This is a genomic window from Leifsonia sp. GW821-FHT13C09, from assembly GCF_058806435.1.
The window spans coordinates 1,164,030-1,178,449 of the sequence record NZ_JBXAPS010000001.1 but is presented as its reverse complement, the minus strand read 5'-3'; the positions used below and the strand labels follow the sequence as shown (position 1 = coordinate 1,178,449).

The window sequence follows — 14,420 nt, the reverse complement described above, 5'->3', positions numbered from 1 at the left end:
CGGGCGTTGCGTCCGTTATCAATGTCGCCAACAACCTTCGATGGCGTGCTGCCGCGGTGGCGGCTTCGCAAATAAGTCGTCAGCGGTGAGAGTTGTCGTCATCTGGAAGCGTCGAACGGCAACCTTGTCGTGCGATCGTCTGATGGATGTCCCCCATTGCAGGATCGTCACCGAATTCTCGGCGATGACCGTTGGAATCGGATGACCGTTTGTCGTGCCGACGTCGAGCTGGATCTTGACGCTGGGAGATTCAGTTTCGTATTCACTGTGACGCGCAGCGTCGAGTATTTCGCGCCGTGTCGGACTGGAATAACCGTCATGCTGCCGCGTCGAAGGTGATTCCGGCTTCGTCTTCGAGTGCGGCTACTGCTGCCGCACCGACCGGCCTCGCGCACGCGTGCCTCTTACTGGGTGTGTCGAGCGGGCCCTGGCGCGGCAAAACTGGACTCGGTTTGAACTTGAATAGCAGTTCGAGCCGGGGGGAGTTCGCTGTGGGTTCCGCAGGTTACTCGGCGGCCGAGGAAAGCCGCCGCCAGCTAGCCATGGCCGCGGAGCATGAGCGGCTTGCAGCCGAGGCGAGAGACGCCGCGGAACGGTGGATGATTGCGCACCGCACCGAGCGACAAGTCGCGGGCAGCCTCGCGCCTCTCTCGGCCGCGGGATACTCCTTTCTTCATGACCGGGCCTGGCCGGGTTCGCGCTCGCGGGCGCAGATAGACCACGTACTTGTGGGACCCGGGGGTTTGTTCATCGTCGACACCAAGGCATGGGCCGACGTCGAGATCGCAGCGGGCCGAATTTTCCGCGGGCAGGCGGACGTTACGGATGACCACGACGGGTTGGCAGATGTCGGTTTCGGGACCGAAGCTGTTATGGCGGATTTAGGTCTGGCGCCCGGCGAGGTTCACGTTGTCGTTGTCCTAGCCGGTAGAGCGATGCCCCCAACCGAGGTGGGTGGAGTCGTTGTGGTGGGGGAGAAGCAGGCAGCGAAATACATCAACGCGCACGGTCGTAGGCTTACCGACCTTCAGGTCAACTCGGTTCTCGGCGCTGCTCTGAGCCACTTTCCTGTATTGAATGCCGAACCAGTCCCCATCGAAACGACCATTTCGGAACCTGTCCTTGCAGAGGCCGCATTAGAGCCTTTGCTCGAGGTCGAGGATGTCACGGAGATCCTGCTCGCTGGTCTTATGGCCGCACCGATTGAGGAGTGGATGGCTTTCCTCCATCCAACCCAAGCGAAATTGGTCAGGCGCGGGTTCAACGGGCCCGCACGAATCCGTGGAGCTGCAGGCACAGGCAAAACTGTTGTCGGCCTCCACCGTGCGGCGTATCTGGCCCGGTCGCAGCGAAGCAAGGTCCTGGTGACCTCCTTCGTGAGGACTCTTCCTGACGTGCTCGGCAATCTTCTGGGCCGGCTCGCCCCCGACGTAACCGAGCTGGTGGAGTTCGTCGGCGTTCACGCATTCGCTTTGCGCTTGCTCAAGCAGCGTGGTCTGAGGATGAACGTCAAGAAGTCAGAACTCGATTTGGCCTTCGGATCGGCGTGGCTTCGTTCCGCTGCCGGCGGTCCGCTCGCTGCGATCGACGCCAACCCTCAGTATTGGCGGGACGAGATCAGTTATGTGATCAAGGGTCGGGGGCTGACCCGGTTCGACCAGTACGCCGACCTCACGCGGACAGGTCGGCGTCGCCCGCTGGGCATCGATCAACGTCGCGAGGTCTGGAAACTCTTTGTGGCGTATCAAGAAGAGCTCGCGCATCGCAAGGTTCATGATTTCGATGATGTGATCCTCCGGGCCGAGGCATCCCTTCGAGCCACGCCGATCAAAGGCTACGGCGGGGTGATCATTGACGAGGCGCAAGATCTCACGTGCGCCATGGTACGAATGCTTCACTTGCTGGTCGGGGACAAGCCCGATGGGCTCACTCTGATCGGGGATGGGCAGCAGACGATCTATCCGGGTGGCTTCTCCCTCACGGAGGCGGGTGTGTCGATTGCGGGGCGCGGTGTTGTGATGTCCACCAATTATCGGAACACGCGGGAGATCGTCGAGTTCGCCTCCGCAGTGATCGATGGCGACGAGTTCGCTGACATCGAGGGTGACGTCCGTAGTCGGGACGCGATGAGTGACGTACCGAGGTCGGGTCCGGTCCCGGTCTCTCAGCGATTTTCGAGCAGGGCGGCACACGACAGGGAGTTCATCCAGTACTTTGCGACTCTGCCGTGCGCACCTGGTGACGTCGGAGTTCTCTGCATGACGACTCAAGGGGTCCGGGATGCGGTTCAATCGCTCAGTTCGGCGGGCATCCCCGTCCTGGAGCTCACCGATTATGCCGGGATTCCTGTGGATGCGGTCAAGGTCGGAACCATCAAGCGGGCGAAGGGACTCGAGTTCAAACACGTCATGCTTCCTCGTGTGCCACCATCACTCCTCGAGGGCGCTGACCGGGATGATGAAGTCCTGACGATTCACCGCCGCGAGCTATACGTAGGAATGACTCGTGCACGTGACGGCCTTTGGGTCGGTGTGTGCGCCTAACGCTCGTCGTTCACTTCCACGTCCAACAGCCGGAGCCGTACGGCGAGAGCGCCTGTACGTAACCCCGCGCCCGCCTACGCCTTGGGCGACACGACTTCGAACTCCTCGTCGGCCCGTACGACCAGGGTGATCCCGTGCCGGCCCAGCAGCGCAACGAGGTCCGGCGTGGGGCGAGAAGGCAGCAGCACCACCGGGGTCGCCGACCTGCCTGCCTGCTCGGCGACGTGCACGTAGTCCAGTACCTGGCCGATTGCGGTCCTCACGTAGTTCCGACCGGAAGACTTCTTGGCTTCGACGATCCATCCGCGGGACTCCACGTACAGATCAGGCTCGATGGTCGCACCGTGTGAGGTCAGCCGCAGGCGTCGCGGTTCGTCGCCGCCGGCCCGCAGCCACGTCCCGAAGTCTGACTGGAGGGCGAATTCAAGGCGCGAGACCACCCGATCGCTTGGTGCCTCGGGAGCTTCAACAGCGACGATCACGTCACTTGTATTCGGCAGCGTCCATGCGTCGACGTCCGCTTGCGGAGCTTCCGCCGCGGACGCCGGAGCAAGAAGAGTGCTCGCCGCGTCTACGGGGACGAGGTTGAAGATCAGTCCGGTTCGCGGCTTACCGTCGATGTCAGGGATGGTTCTCTCCCAGTACGTCGGGTCTCCGGTGGCGAACTCCCCGACGTACGTCACTGATGTGCCTTGGACGGTGAAGAGGCGGATCGGACGCCCGTTGGGTCCCGATTCGGCCAGCGCACGGTTGCCGCGCGTGAGCTGCTGGTCGCCACGCTGACCTTCTCCGGTGTAGGAGTACGAGCCGTCTTCCTGTAGGCCCTCGAACAGGTGGTAGCCGAAGGCCGAACCGCTTCTCGCGTCGGTGAATACCAGAATGTCGGGCCGCCCCTTGAGCGTGACGATCCCGTTCTGCCGACTTCCGCCGTAGGCCGCGTGAAGCGCGCGGCGAAGGACAGCGTCCCCGGGTTCGAGCGTCCACACAGCGCCATCTGTGCGGGCGGATCGTCCGATATGGGCCCTCACCGCATCTGCTTGCTCGTCGCTCAGCGCCCACCGTGTCAAGCCGTCCGGCGGCGTCCCGTAGAGCTCGCGCAACACGTCTCGGATCCGCTTCTGACTGAAATTTAGTTCGAGCGAGAGTTGCGCAGGCGTGATGTCGGGCATGAGTCGACGCTACGAAATGCATGTAATGCCTGCAATCCCCACCAAGGGGCACTAGAGAGACACCTGTAGCACGCGCAGCGTCCGGCTTTGCAGCTTCGGCCGCCTATCTGCCTTGGTGGCAGGCTGGACAGATGCGACGCGAGATCACGAGCCGCGACTTCGAGACCACGGGCATTGTCCTCGATCCGGTCACCCAAGTGGAGCTGCCCATCCCCACGTTTAGCAATGCTGACTCGACCGTTATTCGCGAGGCGAAGCGGCGCTCAGGCGAGTTGCGCCACGTCAGGTTCTTTCCAGATCACGGCCACCCTTGGCCGCTCTGGGACTCGTCCGTCGGGTACACCGCCGACCCCGAGGATTTCGCCCTGGGCGACGAACTCACTCACGCCCTTCGCCAGTGGTACGACGAGTGGGAGGCCGCGGCTGGCCCGGGGGAGCCGTGGAAGGATCCAGTCGCGCTAGGGGCGTGGGAGGCCCGTGGTGACCTGCTCGCTCTGCGGCTTGCGGAAGAAGTCTGGGACTTCGCGATCGTTCACGCTGAGCATCGCGACTAGGTGAGGTCCGGGGTGACGCGCAATGCGGTCACCCGAACGATCAGCAGACCCCGCGATTGGACGGTAAGCACGCGATCAGCTTTTCCCACCAACCCCTCCCAATCCACCCCCGAACGATATATCGTTAACTATCGTTACCGACTCACCACGATCCACACCTGGAGGCACATCATGAGCGGAACATTCACCGGCGGCGGAGGCTGGGCCAACATGAACGCGGACAGCCTGTTTCAGGCGTTCGACCAGCTGCGGTCGCAGTTCGAGAAGAAGGTCGGCACCCGCATGGGGCGCGGCGACGTGCGCTCCGCTGTGCTCGCGCTGCTCGCCGAGAAGCCCATGCACGGGTACCAGATCATCCGGGAGATCGAGGAGCGCAGCGGCGGGAGCTGGAAGCCGTCTGCGGGGTCCGTCTACCCGACCCTTCAGCTGCTCGCGGATGAGGGGCTCATCACGGCCGACGAGTCGAACGGGCGCAAGACCTATTCGCTGACCGAGGAGGGCCGTGCGGCCGCCGAGGAGGCCGGGCCGGCGCCGTGGGCTCCGGAGGAGAAGAAGCAGGACAGCCGCGGTCCGTGGGGTCCGGGCAACTGGAGCGGCGGGCACAACCCGTTCGACTCCGAGCTGCCGAAGGCGGGGATGGCGCTCGCGCAAGCCGCCGCGCAGGTGCGGCGCACGGGGACGCCCGAGCAGATCAAGGAGGCCGCAGCGGTCCTCGACGAGGCGCGGCGGAAGCTGTACTCGATCCTCGCCCAGGACGCCCAGGACTGAGCGGGTGGCGGCGCCCGACGCGGCCGGATCAGGCGCGACGACGACACCAGGCACGAACAACAAGAAAACAGCAGTAGCGGGCTCCGGCAACACCCGGGCCCGCTACCGCCGCATCCTGCGGTTCGCCGCGGCCAACCTCATCCACATCTGGTGGTACGACCTCTTCCTGCCGCGCATCGGGCTCTGGCGACTCAGCGAGCGCGGGCGCACCAAACGGCTCACCGCGTTCGCGCGACGGTTCCACGACCTGGCGGTCGAGCTCGGCGGGCTGATGATCAAGGTCGGGCAGTTCCTGTCCTCCCGGCTCGACATCCTGCCGCCCGAGATCACCAAGGAGCTCGAAGGGCTGCAGGACGAGGTGCCGGCGGTGCCGTTCGACGCGATCAGGAGGCTGGCCGAGGCTGAGCTCGGGATGCCGTTGGAGCGCGTCTTCGACAGCATCGACCCGGTGCCCGTCGCGGCGGCCTCGCTCGGCCAGGCGCACCGGGCGCGGCTCGCCGCACAGGACCGGGAGGACACCGGGCTCGACACGGTCGTCGTCAAGGTGCAGCGGCCGGGGATCGACGCGATCGTCGACGTCGACCTCGCGGCGCTGCGCCGTGTCGGCGGCTGGCTCAGGCGGGTCCGGGTGGTGGCCGAGCGGGTCGACATGCCGGCCCTGGTGGAGGAGTTCGCGGCCACCAGCCTGGAGGAGATCGACTACCTCCACGAGGCCCGCAGCGCGGCGCGGTTCGCGGAGGACTTCGCCCACGACCCGCGCGTGGCGGTGCCGGAAGTGGTCTGGGAGCGGACCACCCGTCGCGTGCTCACGCTCGAAGACGTCACGGCGATCAAGATCACCGACGTGCTCGCGCTGCGCGCCGCGGGGATCGACCCGGCGCACGTGGCGCCGGTGTTCGCCTCGGTCATGTTCGACCAGCTGTTCACGAACGGGTTCTTCCACGCCGACCCGCACCCGGGCAACATCTTCGTCACACCCAACGTGGCCGAGATCGGCGACGGGATGGACGCGACCACTGCGCACCCGTGGAAGCTGACGTTCATCGACTTCGGGATGATGGGGGAGGTCCCCGACGGCACCCGGCGCGGCCTCCGCAAGCTCCTCATCGCGGCGGCTGGACGAGACGGCAAGGGGCTCGTCGACGCGATGCGCGATGTCGGTGTGCTGCTGCCGACCTCCGACACGAGCGAGCTCGAGCGGGCGATGACGCAGCTGTTCGCGCGGTTCGGCGGGATGGGGTTCGCGCAGCTGCGGGAGGTCGACCAGCGGGAGTTCCGCGACTTCGCCACCCAGTTCGGCGACGTGATCCGGTCGCTGCCGTTCCAGCTGCCGGAGAACTTCCTCCTCATCATCCGGGCGATGTCGCTCACGTCAGGGGTGAGCAGCGCGCTCGACCCGGCGTTCAACCTGTGGGACTCGATCGAGCCGTACGCGACGCAGCTGCTGCGCGACGAGAGCCGGAACATGGTGCAGGACGCGCTGAAGGAGGCCGTCTCCATCGCGGGCGTGGCGGTCCGGCTGCCGAAACGGCTCGACGGGATGGTCAACCGGATCGAGGAAGGCAACTTCTCGGTCAAGACACCGGCGCTCGACCAGAGGATCGGGCGGCTCGAACGCGTCACCCGGCGGCTCATCGCGGCGGTGCTGTTCAGCGGGTTCCTGGTCGCCGGCGCGGTGCTGCTGCCGACGGTGCCGGCCTTCGGGATCGTGCTGATGAGCGTGTCGGCGCTGCCGCTGATCTACGTGCTCGTGGGCGGCCGGAGGCGGTAGTCCGGCGAGCTGAGGAACCGGCGCGGCGGGGAGGCCGGGTCAGGCACCGGTCACCCAGTGCCGGGTCACCGCCTGCACGTGTGCGCCGTCCAGGTCCGCGAGCTTCACCGCGGCGAACCGCCGCGCCGCCTCCGACGTCTGCACCCGCGCCGGCGGCTCCGAAGCCCGAAGCGTCTCCACGATCACGTCGGCCACGCCCTCCGGAGTCTGCGCGGCCGCCGGGTCGAACGCGGCGGCGGTGCGCGCGAGGTAGGCGTTCAGCGCGCCCTCGTACGGCGTCCCCGCCACCGTCGGGGCCTCCTGCGCCTGCACGTTCGCGACGAACTCGGTCGTCACGGCGCCGGGCTCGATCACGCTCACGCCGACACCCACGGTGGCGGCGACCGGGGTCAGCGACTCCATGAAGCCTTCGACGGCGAACTTCGCGGCGCAGTACGCCTCGTTGAACGGCTGGCCCACCACGCCGCCGACGCTCGACACGGTGACCACGCGGCCGCCGCTCTCGCGCAGCAGCGGCATCGCGGCCTTGGTGACGGCGACGACGCCGAAGAAGTTGACCTCCATGACGGCGCGCACGGCGGCGACGGACTCCAACTCCACCGTCCCGAGGTGCCCGGCGCCCGCGTTGTTGAGAAGTGCGTCGAGACGCCCGTAGGTCGACCGGATGTGGCCGAAGCACGCGGCGACGGAGTCCGGCGAGGTCACATCCAGCGACTGGAGATCGAGCGAGACGCCGGCCGCGTCGGCGGCGGCCTGCAGAGCCGACGCCTTGCCGAGGTCGCGCATGGTGGCCACGACGGTGAACCCGTGGCGGGCGGCGGCGACCGCGGTCGCGAGGCCGATACCGGAGGACGTTCCGGTGACGAGGAGGATGGATTCGGTCACGAGGTCATCCTGCCACCGCCAGTCAGTGCTCCGGCAGTCAGTGCTCCGGCAGCGTCACCCGCTCTCCGTCGCGGGTGAACCCGCGCGTCGCCTCGTCGTAGGTCGTGTGCGACCGTTTCGGCGACGAGTCGGCCGGCGGCGGCACCTCGGTGTTCTCCAACGCGCGCAAGACGAGCATCTCGACCAGGTGGGACGCCGTGGTGTGACGGTGCAAAGCGATCCGGACGAGCGCGGCGTACTCCGGCTCGTTCAGGTGCAGTTTGAGTGGGATGCCCCCGGGCACGGTGCCGGGGCCGAGGGCGGTGGGGCCGGTGGCGTTGGCTTCGCTCATATGCGGATTGTGCCTCCGGACGGAGGGCCTTGGCTATTCCCGAATTTTGTCCCCCGGTCGGCGAGGAACGACGTCTTGCCGAGTTCCCGACCGCTGGGGCATCATGCCGCCACGGGGGAGCCGGAGGGTCTTCCGCGGGGGTGCCGCAGCCGCGGCCGCGGCGGCGGCGACGGACGAGAGGGGTGCCCGAAATGACTGAGGCGAGGACGGCGACCGGTTGGGTCGGCTGGGCGTATTTCGCGTCGACAATGCTCTTCATCGGGGCGGCGATCGACATCTTCTACGGGATCATGGCGATCATCGGACCGAACACGGCGTACTTCGTCAGCACGAAGGCCGTCGCCTCCTTCAACGTGGCGCTGTGGGGCTGGTGGTCGCTGATCATCGGCGTGCTCCTGCTGCTCGCGGGACTGTTCCTGCTGCGCGGAGCGATGTGGGCGCGGGTGTTCGCCGTCGTGATCGCGGGGCTCAACGCGGTCACCCAGCTGATGTCGTTGCCGGCGCAGCCGTGGTGGTCGATCGTGATGGTGACGGTCGACATCCTCGTCATCTACGCGGTCACGGTGCACGGACGGGAGCTGAAGAGCTAGCGCGCGACAGGGACGACATCGGGACCGGGTCATGAACGATGTGCACGACACGTTCGTTGCGGTGTTCGTGTACCCGGACGAGTCGGTCGGAACCATCACCAAGGAGCTCCCGATCGTCGGTGCCCGGCCGCCGGCGGTGCTCCGGGCCGCCTCGGCGTTCGAGGGGGCGGCCGCGGTGGATGTGTTCCGGCTGGCGGACGCCAGCGCGTGGCCCGAGGCGGCAGCCTACCTCTACGAGGGGACCGTGCCGGGGACCGTTGGGGACGCCGCCGGCGTGGAACAGGTCACGACTCCCGACGACTGAATTCTTGTGACTACCGCGGCGTGTACTCGTACACGACCGCCGACCAGTGGTTCTCCAGCTCGTCCCACGCCGCGTCGTCCATGTACGCCAGCCGGAACTGCAGGTTGAGCACCGGCCCGAGCACCTCCAGCACGTCGGGACGGAACGGCATGTCCGGAGGCAGCCCGAGCCCGAAACTGTGGATGACGCTGTCGTCGGCCGCGCGCAGCCACACGCCCCAGCCGCGGTCGAGGGGCATCGCGACCACGCGGAACACGTGCGCGGGCTCGTAGTCGGCAGGGAGCGCGTCCGGAAGGTCGGTCATGCGACCAAACTACACACAGGACGGGCGCCTCAGGCCGTCACCTGACCACTCCGTCACCCGACCACTCGGTCACCTGACCACGCCGTCGCGTGGCGCGCTCAGAGCGAGCTGGTCGTCGGGGGCCGTCGCCCCCGCCTGGACGCGCCGCACCTCCGCCACGCCCGCGCAGAACGCGCTCACCGCCGCCGCGATCAGCACCACCAGCGCGTCCAGCAGCCGGGTCGTGCTCAGCGGCTGGCCCGGTGTGGTCGCCAGGGCCACGAGGGCGATCAGCGCCACCGCCCCCGCGAACCTGGCGAGCTCCCGCATCGGCCGTCCCCGTGTCCTGTGCCGGCCTACATCGCGGCCGCGAGCTTCCGGATGAAGAGGGTCTGGGTGACGATGATCCGCTCGATCTCGTCCGGGTCGACCGACTCATCGGAGGCGTGGATGCGCGACTGCTTGGTGTCCTCGGCTCCCCACAGCAGGATCGCCGCGCCGGGCGACACCTTTTTGAGGGAGGCGACCAGCGGGATGGAGGCGCCGCTGCCGATCGACTCGACGTCGCGGCCGTAGGCCTCCCGCATCGCGTCCATCGCGGCCGGGATCGCGGGGTGGCTCTCGTCCACCCGGAACGCGTGGCCGACCTTGACCTTCTCCACCTCGACCACGCAGTTCCACGGGCGCTGCGACCGCAGGTGCGCCATCAGCGCCTCCAGCTGGGCGTCGCCGTCCGAGCCCGGGATGATGCGCATCGAGAGCTTCGCCGTGACCGACGGCAGCAGCACGTTGGACGCCTCTGCGGTGTTCGGGAGGTCCATCCCGAGCACCGTCACCGAGGGCTTCATCCAGATCCGGTCGGCCAAAGAGCCGGTGCCCAGGTAGTCGACACCGGGGAGGATGGCCGACCCTTCCCGGTACACCGGCTCGTCCATCGCCGCCCCCTCCCAGCGCCCCGAGTCGACGCCGGGGATCACCGTGTCGCCGTTCTCGTCGTGCAGGGTGTCGAGGATGCGGATCATCGCCGTCATCGCGTCCGGCGCCGCGCCGCCGAACTCGCCGGAGTGGACGGGGTTGGCCAGGGTGCGGACGGTGACCGTGCAGGCGACGTCGCCGCGCAGCGCGACGGTGAGGCCGGGGCGGCCGACCTCCTGGCCCCCGATGTCGGCGATGACGGCGGCGTCGCACGCGAACAGCGCGGGGTTGGCCTCCACGAACGCTTCGAGATGCGAGATCGTCTCCTCCTCGCCCTCCGAGAGCAGGATGACGCGGCACGGGCGATCGGCGCCGAGCAGCTTCAGCGTGGCGTAGTTCGCGACCAGCCCGGACTTGTCGTCGGCGGCGCCGCGGCCGTGGATTCGGCCGTTCGCGGCGCGCGTCGGCTCCCACGGCGGGGTCGACCAGCCCTGGCTCTCCGGCGCGGGCTGCACGTCGTAGTGCGCGTACAGCAGCACGGTGGGCGAGCCCTCCGGGCCGGGGAGGTCCGCGTAGACGCACGGGTAGCCTCCTGGCACGTCGAGCAGGCGGACGCCGTCGGCCCCGGCCGCCTCGAACAGCTCGACCACGGCTTCACCCATCCTGTGGACGGGCTCCGGGTCGAAGCCGGGGAAGGCGACGGACGGGATGCGCACGAGGCCGTAGAGGCGTTCCAGCACATCAGGCATGAGCTCCTGCGCGGCGGCGGCCACGTCGGCTGCGGTGTCGGTCATGGTGTTCCTCCGAGAAGTGGCGGCGGCGCGCTCAGTGGATGACGAGCTGGATCAGGAGGCCGGACGCCACCACGGCGACCCAGGACACCAGCATCGGGATGGTGAAGGAGTGCCAGACCGGCACCTGGGTGAGTTTCGTGGACCCGGTCCGGTCGGTCTCCACCGACGCGATCTGCGAGCCGTTCGCCGGGAAGAGCCAGACGCCGATCAGGGACGGCCACATCGCGGTGATCACCCCGGGCGCGAGCCCCGCGGTCAGCGCGATCGGGATGAGCGTGTTGGTGGTCGCCGACTGGCTGGTGGTCAGACCTGCCACGATGAACAGAGCCACTGCCAGCAGAATCGGGTTGGCGTTGATGAGCTCGCCGAGCGGCTTGATGATCGTCTCCTCGTTGGCGGAGATGAAGGTGTCGGCCATCCAGGCGATCCCGAACAGCGCCACGGCGGCGACATAGCCTGCCCTCAGCAGCGGCTGCTCGACCACCAGCGACGGCTTCACCCGGCGGACCAGGATGATGACCAGCGCGACGGTGAACATCACCATCTCGATCACGGTCGCCATCGGGATCGGCTGGGGCTTGCCCTCCGCGTCGGGGAACGCCGGGCGCAGCGACGGGAACAGGCCGAGCAGGACCACGAGCAGCGTTCCGGCGACGAAGATCCACGCGGCGGTCGCTCCTCCCGGCGGGACCGGGTGCTCGATCGCGGAGGCCTCCTCCTTGGAGAGCCGGCCGGCGCCCCGCGGCGGCTTGGTGGCGACGGCGGTGGGCGCCGCTCCGGCGTCGGTCGCGCCGCCGGCACCGGCCGTCGCGGCGGGAGCCGCCCGGCCGATCTGCTGCTCGTAGCGGTGCTCGAGCGCTGCGGGGACCTCCGCTGTCCCGGCCTCCACGCGCTTGAGGAACACGGCGTCGTCGAGCAACTCCTTGCCGATCCGCTGCTGCACGAACGAGGTGACGATGCAGGCGACGATCGCCGACGGGATGGTGATGGCCAGCACCTGCGGGAGGCCGAAGCCTTTCGACTCCATCAGCACGAGGTAGGCGGCCATCGCGGCCGACACCGGGCTCGCGGTGATGCCGAGGCCCGACGTCACGGTGGAGGCCGCCAGCGCCCGCTCGGGTCGCTGGCCGTTCCGGTACGCGGTCTCGTAGATCACCGGGATGAGCGCGAAGAAGATGTTCGACGTGCCGGAGAGCACGGTGAAGACGAACGCGACCAACGGAGCCACGTAGGTGAGCCGTCTCGGGTTGCGCTGGATGATCTTCGACGCGATCGACACCAGGTAGTCGATGCCGCCGGCGGCCTGCATTGCACTGGACGCGGTGATCACGGCGATGATGATGAAGAAGGCGTCGATCGGCGGCGACCCCGGCGGCAGCCGGAAGACGAACACGAGGATCGCGGTGCCGACCACCCCCCAGAGCCCCAGGCCGATGCCACCGGTCCTGACCCCCAGCACGATCGCGCCGATGACGACGCACCCCTGAATGATGACCAGAGCGATATCCATCATGGGCCTCCCCAGGCGCCGTCTCCCTGTTCGCCCACAGGATGCACCACGGTCACGGCGGTGGGAATAGGGCAATTGTTCGGATTTTGAACATTTCGAAACTCCCGAAAACCGGGTGTAGCCAGGGACGCCCGGCCGGAGTTACATTCCCGTCGCCGGCATAGAAGGCCGGCACTCGAGGGGAGGGACCGAAATGAGCAGCTTCTGGAGTACGGTCTGGCTGTTCTTCTGGTGCTTCGCGTTCGTCGCCTACCTGTTCGCGCTGTTCGCGATCATCGGCGACCTGTTCCGCGATCACACGCTCAACGGCTGGTGGAAGGCGGTCTGGATCATCTTCCTGATCTTCGTGCCGTTCCTGACGGCGCTGGTCTACCTCATCGCCCGCGGCCGCGGCATGGCGGAGCGCAACATGAAGGAGGCCGTCGACACGCAGGCGGCGGTGGACGCGCACATCCGCGAGGTCACGTCGACGAGCACCCCGGCGGACGAGATCGCGAAGGCGCAGGCCCTGCTGGACTCGGGCGCGATCTCGCAGGACGAGTTCGCCCACCTGAAGGCACGGGCGCTCGGCTAGCACGCACGCGTGGTCACCGGCTCCGGGCGCCGCGGCGGTTCAACCCCCCGCGCGGCGGCGCCCGCAGTCGGACGCCGATGGGGAGCGGATCGGAGGCCGCGCATGAGTTCACCGTCCGGAGCCAAGCGCATGACGGTGCTGCAGGCGACCTACATCGGGGTCGGCTCGATGGTCGGCGCCGGGATCTTCGCCCTCCTGGGAGCCGCGGGCGCGGTCGCCGGTGCGGCGGTCTGGCTGTCGTTCCTCATCGCGGGCATCATCGCCCTCCTGCAGGGCTACTCGTTTGCCAAGCTCGGCTCGAAGTACCCGTCCGGGGGCGGCATCCTGACGTTCCTCTCGAAAGGGTACGGGGAGGGTCACGTCGCCGGGATCGGGGCGTGGCTGTTCTTCACGGCGGGGTCGATCGTGGTCGCGATGATCGCGTCGTCGTTCGGCAGCTACGCGAGCTCGGTCGTCGCGCACGACGACCCGACGTGGGCGAAGGTCCTCGGGGTGCTGCTCATCCTGGTGATGAGCGGGCTCAACACCATCGGGTCGGCTGCCGTGGCGCGTGTGCAGTCGGTGATCGTGAGCGTCGTCCTCGTCATCCTGGTGCTGTTCGCGGTCGTCACGATCGCGACCTGGAATCCGGCCCTGCTCGCGCCGTCCGGCTATCCGGGCTGGCAGGACATCATCTCCAGCGTGGCGCTCACGTTCTTCGCGTTCCTCGGCTTCGGCGTGATCACGTTCACGGCGAAGGACCTCCCGAACCCGGCGCGTCAGCTGCCGAAGGCGATCTACTTCGCGCTGCTGATCGCCACCACGGTCTACGTCGCGGTGTCGCTCGGCGTGTTCGGCACGCTCACCGCGGACGAGGTCGTGAAGTACGGGACGACGGCGCTCGCCGAGGCTGCCAAGCCGGTGCTGGGGCAGGCCGGCTACGTGCTCATGGTGGTGACGGCGCTGTTCTCGACCACCGGTGCCGTGAACGCCGGCCTCTACCCGTCCATCGGGATGACGCAGCACCTGGCGAGCGTCGGCCAGTTCCCGCCGTTCTTCGGCCGCAAGTGGGGACCGTTCCCGGCCGGGCTGGTCGTGATGGCGGTGCTGGCGATCCTGCTGGTGTCGTTCTTCAACCTCAACGCGATCGCGTCCATCGGGAGCGCCGTCGCCCTGCTGGTGTTCTCGGCCGTGAGCATCGGCCACCTGCGCATCCGGCACGAGACCGGAGGCAACGTCGTGGTGCTCGTCGTCGGACTGCTGGCCACGCTCGGGACGTTCGTGATCTTCAGCACGACGACGCTCGTGAACGAGCCGAAGACGGCGTTCGCACTCCTCGGGATCCTGGTGCTGGCGGTGGTCATCGACTTCGGCTGGAAGGCCGCGGCGCGGGGGCGGAAGCGGCCCCGCGCGGCGTGAGGGATGGGCGCCCGCTGCGGGACGCGGCCTC

At 67.9% G+C, this 14,420-nt stretch carries 15 protein-coding genes; 8 read left to right on the top strand and 7 right to left on the bottom strand.

The features are described 5' to 3' along the window. The first annotated feature begins 491 nt into the window (after window positions 1–491). Window positions 492–2,543 carry a nuclease-related domain-containing DEAD/DEAH box helicase gene (locus tag AC1ROW_RS05725; RefSeq protein WP_493017871.1) on the top strand — a complete coding sequence of 684 codons (2,052 nt, stop codon included), beginning with the start codon at window positions 492–494 and terminating at the stop codon, window positions 2,541–2,543. Between the two features lie 74 nt (window positions 2,544–2,617). On the opposite strand, the gene AC1ROW_RS05720 is transcribed toward AC1ROW_RS05725, so the two are convergent. Next, a complete protein-coding gene (locus AC1ROW_RS05720; protein ID WP_493017870.1) occupies window positions 2,618–3,712 on the bottom strand; it encodes an SRA domain-containing endonuclease in 1,095 nt (364 codons plus the stop codon). A 131-nt stretch (window positions 3,713–3,843) separates the two neighbouring features. Here AC1ROW_RS05720 and AC1ROW_RS05715 point away from each other — a divergent pair, with 131 nt between their 5' ends. From AC1ROW_RS05715 to AC1ROW_RS05705, 3 genes are all read left to right on the top strand, one after another. Then, entirely contained in the window at window positions 3,844–4,266 is a 423-nt protein-coding gene (locus AC1ROW_RS05715; RefSeq protein WP_493017869.1) for an immunity protein CdiI family protein, read from the top strand. Window positions 4,267–4,437: 171 nt separating this feature from the next. Beyond that, complete coding sequence (locus tag AC1ROW_RS05710; RefSeq protein WP_493017868.1) at window positions 4,438–5,034, top strand: PadR family transcriptional regulator; 597 nt, start codon at window positions 4,438–4,440, stop codon at window positions 5,032–5,034. A 4-nt stretch (window positions 5,035–5,038) separates the two neighbouring features. After that, window positions 5,039–6,805 (top strand): ABC1 kinase family protein, encoded by a 1,767-nt coding sequence (locus AC1ROW_RS05705; RefSeq protein ID WP_493017867.1) that lies wholly within the window; start codon window positions 5,039–5,041, stop codon window positions 6,803–6,805. Window positions 6,806–6,844: 39 nt separating this feature from the next. Here the strand turns inward: AC1ROW_RS05705 and AC1ROW_RS05700 are convergent, their stop codons facing one another. Beyond that, window positions 6,845–7,690 (bottom strand): SDR family NAD(P)-dependent oxidoreductase, encoded by an 846-nt coding sequence (locus AC1ROW_RS05700; protein ID WP_493017866.1) that lies wholly within the window; start codon window positions 7,688–7,690, stop codon window positions 6,845–6,847. 37 nt (window positions 7,691–7,727) lie between these two features. Continuing rightward, complete coding sequence (locus tag AC1ROW_RS05695; RefSeq protein WP_493017865.1) at window positions 7,728–8,021, bottom strand: hypothetical protein; 294 nt, start codon at window positions 8,019–8,021, stop codon at window positions 7,728–7,730. Window positions 8,022–8,212: 191 nt separating this feature from the next. Here AC1ROW_RS05695 and AC1ROW_RS05690 point away from each other — a divergent pair, with 191 nt between their 5' ends. Together AC1ROW_RS05690 and AC1ROW_RS05685 are read left to right on the top strand one after the other, a co-directional pair. Continuing rightward, window positions 8,213–8,611: a DUF7144 family membrane protein gene (locus AC1ROW_RS05690; RefSeq protein WP_493017864.1), complete on the top strand. Its 399-nt coding sequence runs from the start codon at window positions 8,213–8,215 to the stop codon at window positions 8,609–8,611. Between the two features lie 31 nt (window positions 8,612–8,642). After that, the gene (locus AC1ROW_RS05685; protein ID WP_493017863.1) at window positions 8,643–8,915 is read left to right on the top strand and encodes a hypothetical protein; all 273 of its coding nucleotides are present in this window, start codon (window positions 8,643–8,645) and stop codon (window positions 8,913–8,915) included. Between the two features lie 10 nt (window positions 8,916–8,925). Here the strand turns inward: AC1ROW_RS05685 and AC1ROW_RS05680 are convergent, their stop codons facing one another. From AC1ROW_RS05680 to AC1ROW_RS05665, 4 genes are all read right to left on the bottom strand, one after another. Further along, window positions 8,926–9,219, bottom strand: a complete 294-nt coding sequence (locus tag AC1ROW_RS05680) for a hypothetical protein (protein WP_493017862.1) — start codon at window positions 9,217–9,219, stop codon at window positions 8,926–8,928. Between the two features lie 69 nt (window positions 9,220–9,288). After that, a complete protein-coding gene (locus tag AC1ROW_RS05675) occupies window positions 9,289–9,528 on the bottom strand; it encodes a hypothetical protein (RefSeq protein ID WP_493017861.1) in 240 nt (79 codons plus the stop codon). A 26-nt stretch (window positions 9,529–9,554) separates the two neighbouring features. Further along, window positions 9,555–10,907, bottom strand: coding sequence for a M20/M25/M40 family metallo-hydrolase (locus tag AC1ROW_RS05670; RefSeq protein ID WP_493017860.1), 1,353 nt, complete (start codon window positions 10,905–10,907; stop codon window positions 9,555–9,557). A 31-nt stretch (window positions 10,908–10,938) separates the two neighbouring features. After that, entirely contained in the window at window positions 10,939–12,420 is a 1,482-nt protein-coding gene (locus tag AC1ROW_RS05665) for an anaerobic C4-dicarboxylate transporter family protein (RefSeq protein WP_493017859.1), read from the bottom strand. 190 nt (window positions 12,421–12,610) lie between these two features. On the opposite strand from AC1ROW_RS05665, the gene AC1ROW_RS05660 reads away from it, so the two are divergent. Continuing rightward, window positions 12,611–12,991, top strand: coding sequence for an SHOCT domain-containing protein (locus AC1ROW_RS05660; RefSeq protein WP_493017858.1), 381 nt, complete (start codon window positions 12,611–12,613; stop codon window positions 12,989–12,991). A gap of 102 nt (window positions 12,992–13,093) precedes the next feature. Beyond that, window positions 13,094–14,389 (top strand): APC family permease, encoded by a 1,296-nt coding sequence (locus AC1ROW_RS05655; protein ID WP_493017857.1) that lies wholly within the window; start codon window positions 13,094–13,096, stop codon window positions 14,387–14,389. The last annotated feature ends 31 nt before the right edge of the window (window positions 14,390–14,420 follow it).

Excerpts from the sequence above, each read along its gene's own strand:
- AC1ROW_RS05680 (WP_493017862.1), bottom strand. The coding sequence starts at position 9,219 with ATGACCGACCTTCCGGACGCGCTCCCTGCCGACTACGAGCCCGCGCAC.
- AC1ROW_RS05690 (WP_493017864.1), top strand. The coding sequence starts at position 8,213 with ATGACTGAGGCGAGGACGGCGACCGGTTGGGTCGGCTGGGCGTATTTC.
- AC1ROW_RS05720 (WP_493017870.1), bottom strand. The coding sequence starts at position 3,712 with ATGCCCGACATCACGCCTGCGCAACTCTCGCTCGAACTAAATTTCAGT.
- AC1ROW_RS05665 (WP_493017859.1), bottom strand. The coding sequence starts at position 12,420 with ATGATGGATATCGCTCTGGTCATCATTCAGGGGTGCGTCGTCATCGGC.
- AC1ROW_RS05670 (WP_493017860.1), bottom strand. The coding sequence starts at position 10,907 with ATGACCGACACCGCAGCCGACGTGGCCGCCGCCGCGCAGGAGCTCATG.
- AC1ROW_RS05655 (WP_493017857.1), top strand. The coding sequence starts at position 13,094 with ATGAGTTCACCGTCCGGAGCCAAGCGCATGACGGTGCTGCAGGCGACC.
- AC1ROW_RS05675 (WP_493017861.1), bottom strand. The coding sequence starts at position 9,528 with ATGCGGGAGCTCGCCAGGTTCGCGGGGGCGGTGGCGCTGATCGCCCTC.
- AC1ROW_RS05710 (WP_493017868.1), top strand. The coding sequence starts at position 4,438 with ATGAGCGGAACATTCACCGGCGGCGGAGGCTGGGCCAACATGAACGCG.
- AC1ROW_RS05660 (WP_493017858.1), top strand. The coding sequence starts at position 12,611 with ATGAGCAGCTTCTGGAGTACGGTCTGGCTGTTCTTCTGGTGCTTCGCG.
- AC1ROW_RS05715 (WP_493017869.1), top strand. The coding sequence starts at position 3,844 with ATGCGACGCGAGATCACGAGCCGCGACTTCGAGACCACGGGCATTGTC.
- AC1ROW_RS05685 (WP_493017863.1), top strand. The coding sequence starts at position 8,643 with ATGAACGATGTGCACGACACGTTCGTTGCGGTGTTCGTGTACCCGGAC.
- AC1ROW_RS05695 (WP_493017865.1), bottom strand. The coding sequence starts at position 8,021 with ATGAGCGAAGCCAACGCCACCGGCCCCACCGCCCTCGGCCCCGGCACC.